At 34.2% G+C, this 16,223-nt stretch carries 15 protein-coding genes and 2 pseudogenes; 6 read left to right on the top strand and 11 right to left on the bottom strand.

Features of this window, described 5'->3' with window-relative positions:
• Positions 1–61 precede the first annotated feature (61 nt).
• On the top strand, positions 62–760 hold the full coding sequence (locus tag wTpre_RS03515; protein WP_068652020.1) for an alpha/beta hydrolase: 699 nt from the start codon (positions 62–64) through the stop codon (positions 758–760).
• A 246-nt stretch (positions 761–1,006) separates the two neighbouring features.
• Here the strand turns inward: wTpre_RS03515 and wTpre_RS03525 are convergent, their stop codons facing one another.
• Positions 1,007–1,681: an ABC transporter ATP-binding protein gene (locus wTpre_RS03525; protein WP_068652022.1), complete on the bottom strand. Its 675-nt coding sequence runs from the start codon at positions 1,679–1,681 to the stop codon at positions 1,007–1,009.
• Positions 1,682–1,707: 26 nt separating this feature from the next.
• Positions 1,708–2,130, bottom strand: coding sequence for a HesB/IscA family protein (locus wTpre_RS03530; RefSeq protein WP_068652024.1), 423 nt, complete (start codon positions 2,128–2,130; stop codon positions 1,708–1,710).
• Between the two features lie 47 nt (positions 2,131–2,177).
• On the opposite strand from wTpre_RS03530, the gene wTpre_RS03535 reads away from it, so the two are divergent.
• On the top strand, positions 2,178–3,377 hold the full coding sequence (locus wTpre_RS03535; RefSeq protein WP_068652026.1) for a deoxyguanosinetriphosphate triphosphohydrolase: 1,200 nt from the start codon (positions 2,178–2,180) through the stop codon (positions 3,375–3,377).
• Positions 3,377–4,627, top strand: a complete 1,251-nt coding sequence (ribD, locus tag wTpre_RS03540; RefSeq protein ID WP_068652028.1) for a bifunctional diaminohydroxyphosphoribosylaminopyrimidine deaminase/5-amino-6-(5-phosphoribosylamino)uracil reductase RibD — start codon at positions 3,377–3,379, stop codon at positions 4,625–4,627. The genes wTpre_RS03535 and ribD overlap by 1 nt, the downstream gene beginning before the upstream one ends.
• A gap of 75 nt (positions 4,628–4,702) precedes the next feature.
• Here ribD and wTpre_RS05845 read toward each other — a convergent pair whose 3' ends face one another.
• Positions 4,703–4,864 (bottom strand): hypothetical protein, encoded by a 162-nt coding sequence (locus wTpre_RS05845; RefSeq protein WP_179945502.1) that lies wholly within the window; start codon positions 4,862–4,864, stop codon positions 4,703–4,705.
• A 358-nt stretch (positions 4,865–5,222) separates the two neighbouring features.
• Between wTpre_RS05845 and truB the strand changes: the two are divergent.
• The 3 genes and pseudogenes from truB (at position 5,223) to pnp (ending at position 8,746) form a co-directional block, all read left to right on the top strand.
• Positions 5,223–6,175: pseudogene (truB, locus tag wTpre_RS03550) on the top strand (tRNA pseudouridine(55) synthase TruB).
• A gap of 7 nt (positions 6,176–6,182) precedes the next feature.
• Complete coding sequence (gene rpsO / locus wTpre_RS03555) at positions 6,183–6,455, top strand: 30S ribosomal protein S15 (protein WP_068652032.1); 273 nt, start codon at positions 6,183–6,185, stop codon at positions 6,453–6,455.
• 14 nt (positions 6,456–6,469) lie between these two features.
• On the top strand, positions 6,470–8,746 hold the full coding sequence (gene pnp / locus wTpre_RS03560) for a polyribonucleotide nucleotidyltransferase (RefSeq protein ID WP_068652034.1): 2,277 nt from the start codon (positions 6,470–6,472) through the stop codon (positions 8,744–8,746).
• 100 nt (positions 8,747–8,846) lie between these two features.
• On the opposite strand, the gene rpe is transcribed toward pnp, so the two are convergent.
• The 8 genes and pseudogenes from rpe to wTpre_RS03590 all read right to left on the bottom strand — a co-directional run bounded on the left by rpe (position 8,847) and on the right by wTpre_RS03590 (position 15,862).
• The gene (gene rpe, locus wTpre_RS03565; RefSeq protein WP_068652035.1) at positions 8,847–9,521 is read right to left on the bottom strand and encodes a ribulose-phosphate 3-epimerase; all 675 of its coding nucleotides are present in this window, start codon (positions 9,519–9,521) and stop codon (positions 8,847–8,849) included.
• A gap of 321 nt (positions 9,522–9,842) precedes the next feature.
• On the bottom strand, positions 9,843–10,112 hold the full coding sequence (locus wTpre_RS06775) for a hypothetical protein (RefSeq protein ID WP_245609361.1): 270 nt from the start codon (positions 10,110–10,112) through the stop codon (positions 9,843–9,845).
• Positions 10,105–10,269: a hypothetical protein gene (locus wTpre_RS06780; RefSeq protein WP_245609362.1), complete on the bottom strand. Its 165-nt coding sequence runs from the start codon at positions 10,267–10,269 to the stop codon at positions 10,105–10,107. Before wTpre_RS06780 ends, wTpre_RS06775 begins: the two co-directional genes overlap by 8 nt.
• Positions 10,270–10,463: 194 nt before the next feature.
• Positions 10,464–11,129 (bottom strand): N-acetylmuramoyl-L-alanine amidase, encoded by a 666-nt coding sequence (locus wTpre_RS06785; protein WP_245609363.1) that lies wholly within the window; start codon positions 11,127–11,129, stop codon positions 10,464–10,466.
• Between the two features lie 98 nt (positions 11,130–11,227).
• Positions 11,228–12,034 (bottom strand): annotated as a pseudogene (locus wTpre_RS07500) (EndoU domain-containing protein).
• Between the two features lie 76 nt (positions 12,035–12,110).
• Positions 12,111–13,298, bottom strand: a complete 1,188-nt coding sequence (locus wTpre_RS03580) for a phosphoglycerate kinase (RefSeq protein WP_179945536.1) — start codon at positions 13,296–13,298, stop codon at positions 12,111–12,113.
• A gap of 79 nt (positions 13,299–13,377) precedes the next feature.
• Positions 13,378–14,655, bottom strand: a complete 1,278-nt coding sequence (glyA, locus tag wTpre_RS03585) for a serine hydroxymethyltransferase (protein ID WP_068652039.1) — start codon at positions 14,653–14,655, stop codon at positions 13,378–13,380.
• The gene (locus wTpre_RS03590) at positions 14,627–15,862 is read right to left on the bottom strand and encodes an MFS transporter (protein WP_068652041.1); all 1,236 of its coding nucleotides are present in this window, start codon (positions 15,860–15,862) and stop codon (positions 14,627–14,629) included. The genes glyA and wTpre_RS03590 overlap by 29 nt, the downstream gene beginning before the upstream one ends.
• Positions 15,863–16,223 lie beyond the last annotated feature (361 nt).

Here is a 16,223-nt window from a genome sequence, read left to right on the forward strand (position 1 = left end):
TACTTAATAAGTAATTTACATTATCAACCCCTGTCAAAACAGGTTTTTATTAGGAGTTATCATGGTAGAAGTCTTTTTAAATAATTCAACGAAAAAGATAGAAGGTAGATACCATCAAAGCAAAGATACCAATGCACCGGTTGTGCTAATTTTACATCACCATCCCCAATATGGGGGTAGTATGGATAGTAAGATTATAAATAGTATATATGAATCTTTTGTCGATAATGACTTTTCTGCGTTGAAAATTAATTTTCGTGGCGTCGGAAAATCTACCGGAACTTTTGATAAGGGTATAGGAGAATTAACTGATGCTGCAGTGGCTATTGATTGGCTTCAGGAGCATAACTCTAACAACGTTCCAATTTGGATAGTTGGTTTTTCTTTTGGAGCATGGGTAGCTATGCAATTAACAATGCGCCGTCCAGAGATAGTAAGTTTTATTGCTCTTTCTCTTCCAGCAACTAAATACGATTTCTCTTTCCTCTCTCCTTGCCCAGTTCCTGGACTTATAATACAAAGTAACAATGATACAATTTCAGAAGAAAGCGATGTAACAGAATTAGCACGAAGGTTAATAAATTCGGTAAAAAATAACCATATGGAATATCATATAGTGGACGATACTAACCACTTTTTAAGGGATAAAGAAGAGGAAGTAGCTCAAATTATAGATAACTATATAAAACTACGTTTAAACAGTGCAGTCACTTCCTACAAAAAAGTAAAAAAAGAGATAAGGGTAAAAGAATATGCCTAACTTTAGAAATGAGAGAAATGAATGTATTAATATAAATAAAAAAAGCCTTGTTATGTTTAGGCAATTATTATTTCTCGTTTTAGCGATGTTTATTCTGTCAGGATGCTTTCCAAGTAAACAGCATAAATTAAAGAGTCCGTGTATAAAAAACAATGAAGGCATTTCATGCGAATTATACTCCGTTAATGATCATTGGTTAAATAAGTACAAGTTATAGGTAGCTTTGTATTATAACATTTCTTCCATTCACAACTTTACTAATGATCGGTCTTTTAAATGAAAAATGTGATCTGCTTTTTCTGCAAGGATATAGTTGTGTGTTACTACAAGCATAGAGCTGTTATTTTCCTTTACATATGAATGTAACAGCAAAAATACATTCAAAGAATTTGTTGGGTCTAAATTTCCCGTTGGCTCATCTGCAAGTAAGAGCTTTGGAGAGTTTACAATGCTCCTTGCAATTGCAACCCTCTGCCTTTCTCCACCAGAAATTTTAGATACCATACTACTTGCTTTACTTTCCAGACCAAATTTTTCCAATATTGCTTGCGATTTTTTTTCTGCTTCAGCTTTACTTTTTCCTGCAATGAGCTGAGGAAGCATAATGTTTTCTAATACTGATAACTCCTGTAATAAATAGTGAAATTGATAAATAAAGCTGAGAAAATTTCTTCTTACATGAGTTTTATATTTATTGCTGGCTTGAGTACAATTCACTCCATCTACTGTCACTACACCTAAAGTTGGCTTATCCAATAGACCTGCAATTTGTAGTATAGTTGTTTTTCCTGATCCCGAACTACCAATCAATGCAACTACTTGCCCTTTTGTAAGACACAGATTGATATCTTCTACAACAGCAGGACTTTTTTTGAAGCTCTTACTTACAGAAGCTAGCTCTAGTGTTACACCACTACCCATATTATAAAAAGATCCAGGAGGGAGAATTATACCGAGAAACTGTTACCACACCCACATCGAGACTTAGCGAGAGCATTCTTGACTTGAAAACCAGAACCACTTAGATCTTCAGTATAATCTATAGTTGAGTTATTTAAAAATTTCGCTGAACAATTATCAACCATTAATACAGGGTTTCCATTCTCATCATTAATTACTATATCTTTACCTTTTTCACTAAAACTGGAGTGGTTTCTATAATCCTCGCTATCTTCGTCATCGTCAAAATCGTCATCCAAAGACACCTTCTTATTTATTTGATCCATAAGAAAATCATACTTGAAGCCAGAGCATCCACCACCTGAAACTGCAACCCGCAAAATAGAACTCTCATCTCCTTCCTGTTCTACAAGGGAGTAGATCTTCCTTAATGCGTTGTCAGTTAAGCTAATATTGTAATCTGTTGACATAACAACCACCCTCCATTATTGATTACCTATTATAGTAGAAATTTTACATGTCAAACAATAATTTTTTATTAAGTTACGCGTGCTTTCCAAATAAAACAAAAGGAAGAAATTTTAAAGAGCCAGAAGATGAAAATCGCAGCTGCTTTCAGCGTGATAGGGACCGTATTATTCACTCTAATGCGTTTAGGAAATTAGGATATAAAACACAAGTTTTTATCAATTATGAGCACGACTACTATCGCACTCGGCTTACTCATAGCCTTGAAGTTGCACAAATTGCAAGGTCTATTACTCGTATACTTGGCTTGAATGAGGATATCACTGAATGCATAGCGCTCGCACATGATCTTGGTCATCCTCCATTTGGTCATGCAGGTGAAGATGCTCTAAAGAAATCAGTTCAAGATTTGAATCTTGATAATGAGAAGTATGAGTTTGATCATAATGTTCAAGCTATAAGGATTTTAACTTATCTTGAACAAAAACATGCTGATTTTGATGGTATGAATCTAAGTTGGGAGGTGATTGAAGGGATTGCAAAACATAACGGTCCCTTGCTTGGTCAAAACGCAGAGTCCTCTACAAATAATCATCTATTATTAAAATACAATGAAAAATATGATCTAAAACTTGAGGAATTTTCAAGCATTGAAGCACAAGTTGCTTCAATTGCGGATGACATCGCTTACAGTGTTCATGATCTTGATGATGCACTCAGAGCAAATTTAGTAACTATTGAAGATTTGCTTAATGTTCCCTTAATTGGCAAAATGTTTAAAAACGTAAGGAGTGAATATTCAGATTTGTCTCAGAGCAAACTCATACATGAATCACTGAGTAGAACTATAGGGATTATGATAAATGATGTTGTTTTTCAGACTGAAAAAAATATTAAAGACTACGAAATAAAAAGCGTAGAAGATGTAAGAGGTCTAAATACAATGCTAGTCACATTTTCACCAGAAATTGCAAATTCCACAAAAGAGATGAAAAAATTTAACATGGAAAAAATATACAGAAGCTATAAATTGAATAGAACAATGAACAAAGCAAAACGTATAGTACAGGAGCTTTTGCAATGCTTTTATGAAAACCCAGGGTTATTACCTATAGAGTGGAACAAGCTTGCTTGTGAATCTCAACGTTCGGTAATAATATGTGATTATATCTCAGGCATGACAGATAGATTTGCCATACATGAGCACAGAAGAATTTTTGATACCTCATACGAAATGACTTCTTTCTAATGACCGATGATTATTTCATGTCGATCGCATTAAAACTTGCAGAAAAAAGTCTTGGAAGTGTTGCACCAAATCCCACTGTCGGATGTATCATTGTAAAAAACGGTATAGTGATCGGTGCAGGCTACACAGGAATCGGTGGACGTCCACATGCAGAAGTAGTTGCTTTACAAAAAGCTAAAAACTTAACTCATGGTGCAACTATGTACGTTACTCTCGAACCATGCTGCCACTTTGGAGTTACAGAACCTTGCACTACAGAAATCATAAAATCAGGAATAAGAAAGGTAGTGATTGCAGCAATTGATCCAGATAATAGAGTTTTAGGCAGAGGCATAAAAGCCTTAGTAGATGGAGGAATTGAAGTTGAGCAAGGGATTATGCAGAAAGAAGCAGAGAAACTAAATATTGGCTTTTTTACCACTAAGAAACTCCATAGACCATTTATAGCTTGTAAAATCGCAACAACTCTTGACGGAAAAATCGCAACATTTACAGGTGATAGCAAATGGATAACAAGCGAAGATACGAGAAATTGGGTGCATGAGCTCAGAGCAAAATATGATGCAATTATGATTGGCAGTAGTACCCTTATCAATGACGATCCACTTTTAACTTGCAGATTTCCAGGACTCGAAGACAGGTCGCCAGTAAGGCTAATTATCGATAGCCAAGGAAAATTGAAGGAAGAGCATAATATTGCAAAAACTGCAGATAAAGTAACAACTTGGGTAATTACAAACAGAGAAATAGAGAGAGAAATAAAAAACATTAATTATTTGATAGTCAATTCAAACCACAAACCTCCTGTCATTCCAGCTCACTCTTCCGTTACCCCAACACACTCTCCTGTCATTCCAATGCCTTCTCCTGTCATCCCAGTGCCCAGACAATGGGATCCAGAAAACTTCAAGCAATTGCGTAGTGAAAACTGTTCACGCGCTGGAATGACATCGGAACATGATGTTATCGGCAAAGTCTGCTTAAAAGACATGGTATCAAAACTTGTTTCAGAAATTAGCATAACAAGGTTATTAGTTGAAGGTGGAGGAGTGTTAGTTACAGAATTATTAAAACATAACTTAATCGACAGGTTGATAATCTGTCGCAGTGGTAAAATTCTAGGCAATGATGCTACTCCTTTTGTAGGAGATCTAGGGATTCAATCCATAAACAACTGCTACCGATTCAAAAAAGTAGAGATAATACAGTTCAGTGAGGATGTAGTTGAAGTGTGGGATAGGCTATTGTAACTTTTGCATGTTCAGATGAAAGGAAAAAGAAAGAGGTAGAAAATTTACCTCTAGTCATGTTAATTTATTAAGCTACTATTCTTTAAATAAAGCTTTAACATCTTTACTAATAACAGTATGATCTAATAAGAAAGTTTTAAATTTTTCTTTCAAATCTTCGTCAGAAAGTACTGTACCTTGAGATCCTTGGTCACCCTTATCGCCTTTTTCACCCTTAACATTTTCTATTGCATTCATTTGCTGATATGAAGGATAAGCTGCTGCGGCAAAATATACAGCGTCAATAAATAGAAATGCAATTCCAGCAGGGCTAGCAACAAGTGCTAAGCAGGTCCAGCAATTACTTTAGTAGCAATCAATACTGTTGTTATTGCTGCTGCCAAAGATGCAGTTGCAAATGTACCTTCAATACTCATTTTTGTTATAGGTGCCATATTTTTTCAATTTACATATAGTAGTCATAATTACTTCCTCCTTAATTAAGATTAATAAAAAGTTAATTTTATATTAACAATGCACACCATTCAAGCATTTTATTAAAAATCTAATATTTTATCTACTTTCTAAATTGTTACTAATTATGTAAGATTGATACATGGTAAATGGCTGGCTGAATCTTGATAAACCAACAGGAATGAGTTCTGCACAAGCAGTAACTCAAATTAAAAGGATTTTTGGAATAAAAAAAGCCGGACATTTGGGAACACTTGATCCTTTGGCTTTAGGTGTATTGCCGATCGCTCTTGGTGAAGCAACAAAAACTATACCATATTTATCTCATGACTTAAAGGCATACAATTTCACAATCAAATGGGGAAAGCAAACAACTACGGACGATTTAGATGGTGATATTATTAGAACTAGCACTATAAAACCTGAATATAACCAAATAAATTGTGTGATTAAGAATTTTATTGGTGAGATAACACAAACTCCTCCTCAATTTTCAGCAGTGAAAATCAAGGGAACAAGAGCATATAAATTAGCAAGAAGTGGGCAAAAGGTAAATATAAAACCTCGACACGTCAAAATACATGAACTGAAGATGATATTTTTGGACACCATAAATAATAGTGCCGATTTTTCTATGATCTGCGGTAGCGGCGTATATGTAAGATCAATTGCAAGAGATCTTGGAATTGAATTAAATTGTTTTGGACATATTATACAATTAAGAAGAACGATGGTAGGTGATTTTAGGGAGGATGAATCAGTGACAATTGAGCAACTTACTAAAAAAAAAACTTACTCTCCCCAGTGATTGACACTGGGATGACAGAGGAAGGTGGAATGGCAAAAGATGATGTAGGTAATACAAAAAGTTTCATCATCCCCATTGAATCGGCTTTAAAATCGATGTTCAAAGTTGAAATTTCCTTAGAGGAAGCGGAGAAAATCAGAAAAGGTCAAGAAATTACATTAAATAACTTGCGTAATTTAAAGAGTTATGATAGTTTTTGTACGATAGTGGGTAATGTACCTATTGCAATTTGCAGTTTTACTCGTGGTTATGTGAAGCCTATTCGTGTTTTTAATATTTTGAAATGAGGTTTAGATGTCAATAACATCCCAAAAGAAAAAAAGTTTGATTAGTGCACATGCAATTAAAGAAGATGATACAGGTTCATCTTTTGTACAGTGTGCAATTTTAACCGAGAGAATCAGTAATTTAACTGAGCATTTTAAAAAGCATAAGCATGACCATAATTCTAAGCGTGGTTTACTTGTATTGATAGGTAGAAGGCGCAAGCACTTAAATTATATAAAACGTAAATTTGGTAATGAAGCCTATCAAGAGTTAATAGAGAAGTTAGGCATTAGAAAATAATCGAGGAATTTTGTATGTTTGAAATTATAAAAAAATCTATAGATTGGGAGGGGCGTACCTTATCTTTAGAAACTGGGAAAATAGCACGTCAAGCTGATGGTTCAGTAGTTGTAAATTATGGAGATACTTCTATCTTAGTCACTGTTGTACGAAAAAAGAAGGAAGAAAGTGTTGATTTTCTACCTTTAAATGTGCAGTTTATTGCAAAAAGTTATGCCATGGGTAAGATTCCTGGTGGTTTTTTTAAAAGAGAAGGAAAACCATCTGATAGGGAAACTTTAATTTCAAGAGTAATAGATAGAAGTATAAGACCGTTATTTCCTGAAGGTTTTCATGATGAAATTAGTATAGTATGTAATCTATTAACTTACGATACGGTCAATTCTCCTGAAGTACCGGCATTGATAGGTACCGTCGCAGCTCTTGCAATTTCTGGTGTTCCTTTCCACTTTACTATAGCTGGAGTTATGGTCGGTTGTGATGAAAATAACAATTATATACTAAATCCTTCCGTTCAAGAGATGAAAGCAAGCAACTTGGATCTGTTTTTGTCTGGTGATGAAAATTCGATCTTAATGGTCGAATCGGAAGTCAAAGAGCTCTCTGAAGAAAATGTTTTGAGTGCAATAAAATTCGGCCATGAACATCTTCAACCTGTTATTGAGCTTATAAAAGAATTTGCTGATACAGTAGGCAATAAACCTGAAAGCTTTGCTCCTGTTGATATATCAAATATAACTCAAGAACTTGAAAAATATCGAAAAGACTTTGAAGAAGTATATTCAAAAACAGTAAAACAAGAGCGAGTTAAAGCTCTGGAAGTAGTAAGGAATAATATATTGAATACTCTTAAAGAGGCTGGAAAAGACGAAAAGTTAATTACTTATGCAGTAAAAAGCTTTGAAAGATCCTTAGTGCGTGAAATGATTAGAAGGAAAAGTGTGAGGATAGACAGCCGTAAGTATGATGAAATACGCCAGATAGAAATTGAGGCTGACATTCTACCCAAGACTCACGGTTCTGCGCTATTTACAAGGGGTAGTACTCAGGCACTGGTTGTTACTGCTCTTGGTACTACACAAGATGAGCAAATTGTGGATGACATTGAAGGCGATAGACGTGAACATTTTATGTTGCATTATAATTTTCCTCCATTTGCTGTTGGAGAGGCTTCTTCTATACGCGCACCAGGAAGGAGAGAAATTGGTCATGGTAAACTTGCTTGGAAAGCAATTCATCCTGTTTTACCTGATAAATCTGAATTTCCTTATACAATAAGGGTGGTATCTGAGATTATGGAATCTGATGGTTCTTCTTCTATGGCAACAGTTTGTGGAACTTCCATTGCATTAATGGATACAGGTGTGCCAATAAAGTCTCCCGTTGCAGGAATTGCTATGGGTCTCATCAAAGACAAAAATGAGCATATAATACTTTCTGATATACTGGGCGATGAAGACTATCTTGGTGATATGGACTTCAAAGTAGCAGGAACTAGCGAAGGGATTACAGCACTGCAGATGGATATGAAAATTCCTGGTATAAGCTTTGAAATTGTTGAGAAATCTTTAGAACAAGCAAAAGTCGGAAGATTACATATCTTAGAAAAAATGAATGCAGTAATTTCAGAACATCGTAAGGATATAAAAGATCATGTACCAAGAGTGTTATCGTTTTATATAGATAAAGATAAAATTTCTGCAGCTATTGGTGCTAAAGGAAAAAATATACGCAGTGTATGTGAAAGAAGTAATGCAAAAATTGAAATAGGTGATGACGGTAAAGTTTCTGTTTTTGCCATTAGTAGTACTGAAGCTGAAGCTGCAAAAAATATGATGATTGATTCAATAACAGAGCTAGAACAAGGTTCTATAATTGATGCTAAAGTTGTAAAGATAGAGAAGTCTATCGTAGAGCTAGAACTTCTTAATGGAAGGAAAGGAAAAATGCATATAAGCGAGGTAGCCAATCAACATGTAGAGTCCATTGAGGATATACTTAAACAGGGTGATACCTTCAAAGCTTTGATAATTGACTTTGAAAAAGGTGGATGTCCAAAATTATCAAGACGTCGTGTTGATCAAGAAACAGGTGAATTTTTTGAAGGTAAGCTTTACAATCAAGAAAGGAGAGATGGTTTAAATAATAGGGATAATTATTATAACAACTCGTTTAATAAAAAACCTGGAGATAATTATCATAGTAACAGACCTACTCGTCCTCGTTCTGGTTTTAGTAATAGACACAGACCAAAATTTGGTAATAACGACTCATCATCAGGTTTCTATTGAAGTTGAACTTACTTTCTATTATCTCAGTGTCGAAGCACTGGGATAATAGGAATTATTGAAACTGACAAGACAACAAAAATAGTTTGTGTTGTCTATAGGGTTATAACGAAAGATTTTTAAGATCGTTTATAGCCTTTTTCATGTCTTCAGCTTTAAATATTGCTGATCCAGTAACTAATATATTTGCACCTGCTTTTATTATATCAGCTGCGTTAGAAAAGTTAACTCCACCATCTACTGAAACTTGTGTCTTAAGATTACGGTTCTGTATCATTTTCCTCACGGTAGATATCTTACTCAACTGCGAATGAATAAACTCCTGTCCTCCAAATCCAGGATTGACTGTCATAATTAGTACAATATCTAGCTCATCTATTATATACTCAAGCACGCTTGGAGAAGTTGAAGGAACAATTGAAACTCCAACTTGTACTATTTTTTTCGTATTGTTTTTATATGATTTTATCTTTCTTACTGTCCTCTCAAGATGTATCTCTGCTTCTGCATGTATAGTAATAATATCAGCACCAGCATTTATAAAACTTTCAATATGGTTACCAGGAGATTTAATCATTAAGTGTACATCAAAAGGAAGATTGCTATATTTACGTATCGCAGAGATAACATTCGGACCTATTGTAATATTTGGAACAAAATTTCCATCCATAACGTCTATGTGTATATAATCTACATTCAAGTTGCTAATTCTCTTTACTTCCTCTCCTAATTTTGCAAAGTCTGCTGAAAGTACAGAAGGTGCAATTTTAATACCCATAGACTATTCTTTACCAAGAATAAAAAAGTAACTTATTTTTTAAACTCTGTCATTCCAATACTATATTAATCTCATTTAGAAATTTTTGTATCCTTCCAGATGCATGTGAAACCAGTCCTTTATTTTTCTCTGCCCATGCATCTGGTCATTGTAATACTCATTATACTTCTTTCTTCGCCTTTTCTAAATATTCCAACACAGTTTCATGTAGCACAGTCCAAGACATTTGCTTCTCCATATTAGGTATAAATTTTTGTTTCCAATTGTCCTTAAATTCTTGAAACCACTGCTTCTCAAAATTTTGGAAATTAGATAAAACTTCTACCTAAACTCATTAATCAAATTCGAGACTTCTATAGCCTTTTCAGGGCTTATAGACTTTAAAGATAATATTTCATTCTTCAAAACATCTAGCTTTTCAAATGAATTAAGTCTAAATGGAATATAAAGTGAAGATCCTATATTGCATCTTAGATAAGAGTCATAATATAGCTTAATCTTGCACATGAGAATAGCAAATGCATCAGAAGAAATATTATTTTCATATTCTGCAAGAGAAGATAATATATGCTTATAATCACCTTTATTCAAAATATGGTGGCTTTAAGCTTAATTTAGTTTTATCACTTAAAGATAAGAATTCACTAAAAATAAGATTACTATACTTAACTAAAAATTCAGGCAGAATATCTTCTTGTTCTAATTTTAGAGGCAAGTCTTTTCTAATCTCTTTCGGCAAGTAGTTCATTGAAAACTGATTGATAACCTACGCAAAAATTTCACCAAACTCATTTGAGTAATTAGCATTATTGTTAGGAAAAATCACATTACCTTCCCTATCATTCCAAGGCAGTATTTTATAAAAAAACCGTTTAACCTTTTTTTTAATTTCAAAATATTTTCACCCTTATCGCCTACCTTATATAAAACCTCATTTACTTTCTATTCTGCACCTTGAGGAATGATTCTATCACCTATATGCAATCCGATACCACTTTTCTCTAATAACTCCCAATCAAATAACTTGTGTGGATCAGGCTTACGCATTGAGTAACCTTCAATTGCTGAGTTGTAAACTATAGTGCCTATCTCAGCATGACTAAATATCATATCTTTTCTAATCTTAAAGCGCTTCATGAGGTACGAAATCAGATCTTTGACAGATTTCATTTGCTCTTCTGGAAAAGGCTCAATCCCTGTGTTTATAATCTCCATACCTATAGAATAATAATTCAGTTTTCGTAGCTCTTCAACCACATTATCTATCTGAACTTTCGCATAACTTATACCAGCATGCCATGCTCGTTTTTTAAGTGGAACCATTAGAGTAACGCTACCATCTCTATCAACAATAAGCTGTACTGACATCCCTGAAGAATTTAATGCATATTTTGTACTTTTTAATGTTGGTGATTCAGTATGGTGCATCACCATCAACACTTTTTTGCCTTCTCTATCATCATAATTTAAACTCGGTGCAGGATCTAAAAATATTGGATTTTTTAATGATGTTTTCAAATCTTGAAAATTGTTCTCAATATCACTTAAACAAGATTGTTGTCCATATACAAGAGGTGTTACAAGCAGCAACAGAAATAAAACAGACAAACATTTTTTACTATAAGTTTCATGTAGCTCTACAAATTGCCCTCAATATAACTAAATTAGCATAATACGCATAAAATTTTTACTTTTTTTTTAGCCAATCAAGACTTGCTACAGCTACAATTAATACTCTTATCATTACATTTTGGTGTTAAGTCAGGATAGAATGTGAGTATAGCGTCTTTCTTTCTCACAAATACTGATTGATAATTGTCATCTTCCATTTTATACAGACACATTCAATCTTTTCCCAGCTCCTTAAACGCCTTAGTCGCAGAAACTAAAATATCATCAGTATGAAGGTTATACGCGTACCCACTTGGACACTTAACTTTCACTTCTCCATCCTTACCTGGATATTTTATTCCAAATGTGTAAAAAGGTGGCTTAATATCTAATTTATTGCACAGAGATTCATTATCCCAAATCGCACCCGCCCACTTATTCTCTTGGTCCTCAACATATCTACCTACAAAATGTATACTACCAAGCCCCAATTTATCTGGTTCACCACAAAAAATATTCCTAAACACTATAGTTTCTTTTTTAGTTCTGCTATTGGTAAACCAAATCTTAGTCAATTCATCTTTAAACAACCCCAAGTCTGCACCAGGTTTAATCACCTGATGATCAAGCTTATCGTATATCTTTTTCACCACTTCTTGATGCTGCGGACAATCAAGCAAAATTTGAAATCTTCTTCATCAGGCTGTGTTCCCCAATCTCCACAAACCATTAATATTACTCTGTTAAAGTTAGTCAGATCCGGAAATAGTGGAATATATTCCGGATCTGAAGAATCTGTTTTGAAAAATGGCTCAAATTTAATTTGTGAATTTGTATTGTTGAAGCAATTCTCCTTAATGTAAAAAAACAAATCCTATTACTGGTATTATTGAGCATAAGATTAATTTAGCTACTTTCTACATAACCAGAACACAACGTATAAAAAAGCTAAGGTACAAGCAAAAGCTTAAAAAAGTTTTAATTAGATGTTAGTCGCAGTCCCGGCATTTTATCACCACTAAGCCAACTTAAAAATGCTCCCCCACCAGTTGAAATATATGTAAAATCTTTATCAGTAAGACCTGCTGCATTTACTGCAGATAGGCTATCTCCCCCTCCTATTACACTGGTTAATTTTCCTTTATGTGTCAAATTACTTACTACTCTCATCACCTCTACTGTACCATTTGCAAAAGCTGAATGTTCAAAAACACCAATAGGTCCATTCCACAGCAGAGTTTTACTGCTTTCTATTATACCGCTTATTGTGCTTAAAGTTTGAGGTCCGATATCTAAAATTATATCACCGTCCAAAATGGATTCAGTTCTTCTTAAAACGCCAGTGCTATAATCAGAATTTACTGCAACCAAAACGTCTTCTGGCGCAACTATTTTGCAATTGTTTTTATTTGCCATCTTAACAAGATCGTGCAGAAGATCATCAACGCCATTTTGAAAAAAAGACCTGCCTATATTAACTTTATTAAATAATAAAAAATTATGAGCAATTGCGCCTCCCAGAATAAGGTAATCAACCTTTTCTGCTAGTTTTATAAGCATTTTTATTTTAGTGGATATTTTAGCTCCACCAACTATCGCAGTAATAGGTTTAGCATCAAACGATATTGCTTGCCCAAGATATTTTAGCTCATCTTGCAAGCAAAATCCTGAATAAGAAGGTAAAAATTCCGTAATACATGAAATAGAAGCGTGAGCTCTATGAGAGCAAGAAAATGCATCATTTACATATATATCTGCTAGAGATGCTAATTGTTTAGCAAAATTTGAGTCATTCTGCTCTTCTTCTTTATAAAACCTCAGATTCTCTAGTAATATTATATCTCCTCCATCCATCGCATTTATTACTCTTTGTACTCCCTCACCAATACAATCATCAATAAATTTCACTTCTTTGCTTAGCAGCTGCGATAAAGCTTCAGCTACGTTTTTTAGCGATAAGTTACTGTCTTTGGCTTTTGGACGCCCAAAATGTGAGATAATAATAATTTTTGCACCCGCATTTGCCAAATACTGAATGGTAGGTAGCGCTCTTAAAATACGAGTGGCATCACAAATTCTTTCATTTTTTATAGGAACATTGAAGTCAACCCTGAGCAGAACATTTTTATTGTGAAAATCACAACTCTCTATGCTAAGTATATTTATCATAAAATTAAAGAGCTATAAGGTCACTATACAATAGTTTAACCCAAAGTAAAGAAAGGAATTTTGAATGATAAATAAATTAATAAATAGGAAAATTACTACAAATCTTTTCAACTTTATTTTTTACTGCTCTTTCAATATCAGGACCATTTCCATTGATCAATCCCTGAATTATTTCATTTATTAGATCAGCTATCTCTTTAAAATCTTCTCTCTCAAGTCCACGCGTTGTCTCAGCAGCGGTACCAAAACGTAGCCCTGAAGTAATGGTTGGCTTTTCCGTGTCAAATGGCACAGAGTTTTTATTGCAGGTAATGCCAGCTCTCTCAAGGCTATTTACAACGTCTTTTCCCGTCAACTTCTGTGACCTTAAATCAACTAGCACAATATGAGAGTCAGTTCCACCAGTTATAATGTTTATTCCATGTTCTTTCAGAGCTTGAGCCAACACTTTTGCATTTTCTACAACTTTTTTACTATAAGTTTTAAATTCTGGCGTTAATGCCTCCTTAAATGCAACAGCTTTTGCAGCTATCACATGCATAAGCGGCCCACCTTGCAACCCTGGAAAAACTGCAGACCTAATTTTTTTATGTAATGCTTCATCATTTGTCATTACCACTCCGCCACGAGGACCACGTAGAGTTTTGTGAGTTGTAGAAGTAATAACATGCGCATATTCAGCAGGTGATGGGTAACAACCTGCAGAAATAAGTCCTGAATAGTGAGCAATATCTGCAAGCAGATATGCACCAACTTTATTCGCAATTTTGTAAAAGCGCTTGAAATCTATTTCTCTTGGATAAGAAGAAGCACCAGCAATGATTAGCTTCGGTTTATGCTCCAGCGTTAGCTTTTCTATCTCGTCCATATCAAGTAGATAAGTATCTCTATTAACTGTATACTGAATCGACTTAAACCACTTACCAGAAAGGTTTGGTGCTGCACCATGAGTTAAATGTCCACCACAATTCAGTGACAATCCAAGTATAGTATCGCCCGGAGTAAGCAGCGAAGCAAATACTGCTTGATTTGCCTGAGAACCAGAATGAGGTTGAACATTTGCAAATTTAACACCAAACAGCTTACAGAGCCTCTCCATAGCTAGACTCTCAATTTCATCCACATACTCACAACCACAATAATATCTCTTACCAGGATAACCTTCTGCATATTTATTAGTCAGAAAAGAACCTTGTGCTTCCATCACTGCCTTACTCGCAAAATTTTCTGATGCAATCAGTTGCAATTGTGATTTTTGTCGCCGCAGTTCTTTCTCTATAGATTGATAAACTTCATCATCAAAAGACTTCAGACTACTTTTAGAGTCACAAATTATTTCTAAAACACTTGTCATAAGAACTTTTCTTTAACCATATAAATCCAAAAACAGCTAAAAGCAAAAATATAGGAATAATTGATATTGCTTTTACTAGCAACTCAGTACCATACACAGGATTTCCTTGTACTACCATCCCATTCCAATATAAATCTATTATTTTTGTAATTCCTGTATGAAAAAAATAGCCAAAAGACATGACTATCATGTTTGATATTGCTGTGGCCAAGCCTACCAAGTTATTGTTCACATAACTTATTGATTTGTAAATAGTAATTACCTGATAACCAGACGCAAAGCCGATAACAAGAAGTGCAGGTAGTGCAATATATAAACCTCCAGCTTGTATAAAAAGCAAGATAAAGCTAGCAATCATTGCAAAAGAACAGGCAATAATTGCCTCGTAATGTTTGTCTGGGTGTTTTTCAAGTAAATAAGCTAAAAAGAATGATCCAACTCCCGTACCTATAAACATAAGGGAAGAAAGCGAAGATGATAGATCCCCGTTCATTTGATATGCTTCACATAAGAACGCTTTTGCCCAACCATCAGCAAAACCTTCTAATGGTCCAACCATTAAGCCACCAAAAAAGCTGATTAGAATGATATGTTTATTGGAAAGTACAGTCTTTAAATCTTGAAGTATGTTGTCATTTCTACTCTCCTCTATGTTACTTTTTGGAATTATTAAAAGCAACAACAGAGCAAGCAAAAAACCAAACGCTGAGAAAGTATATATAACATAATTCCAACCAAATTTATTGAGCAAAAATTCTAGAGGTAATCCACCATAAATAGCTCCCAGTAACCCTATTATTATAGATAAACTAGTCATCCTTGCTGATTTCTCTTGTGAGAAATACATACTTGCAATTTTAAAGAGCCCAACTGCCGAAGCAGATGACCCAACTCCAACAATCATTCTACCAAGTATTGAGTAATACCACTCATCAAGGCATATTAGTGGTAATGTCCCAACAAACGTTAAGACAATACACAAAGGCAAAACAAACTTTGGTCCAAATCTATCAAGGGCAAGACCAACAGGTATGTGAGCAAGCGTATAGCCTATATAATATAGCCCACAAAATTGACCAACATCTGTAATACTTATGTTAAATTTCGTTATTAATTCAGGTGCGATTATATTTGGAATTACACGTAATATATACTGGTATGCATAAAATATCGATGCTAGCAGCCATATGAAAAAGTTCTTCTTCAATGCTTATATTACCTATAAAAAAGTATTGTATGTATTTTATCAGCAAGGAGCAACACTTTTGTAGATATCTACTCTAATCCGAGTATCTTTCTTAAAAGAGAACTTTTAGCATATCTATAACTGGTTCATGGATAAGGTATATGTAAGAATTACACCACAGATGATAAGAATTTTTATAAATTTACCCTTGTTCATCTTAAGCTTTATTTTTTTATTATAAGTTTTAGTTTTATTACAAAGTTCATTTTATTTACGCTTTCATTTCATGATAACGATTATACTTTAAATAATATAATTATCAATGAAATTCAGTATCATAAACGCTGCAGTTAACTAAATATTAACCTTTTCGTGTATAGCT

The sequence above is a fragment of the Wolbachia endosymbiont of Trichogramma pretiosum genome (assembly GCF_001439985.1).
GTDB lineage: Bacteria > Pseudomonadota > Alphaproteobacteria > Rickettsiales > Anaplasmataceae > Wolbachia.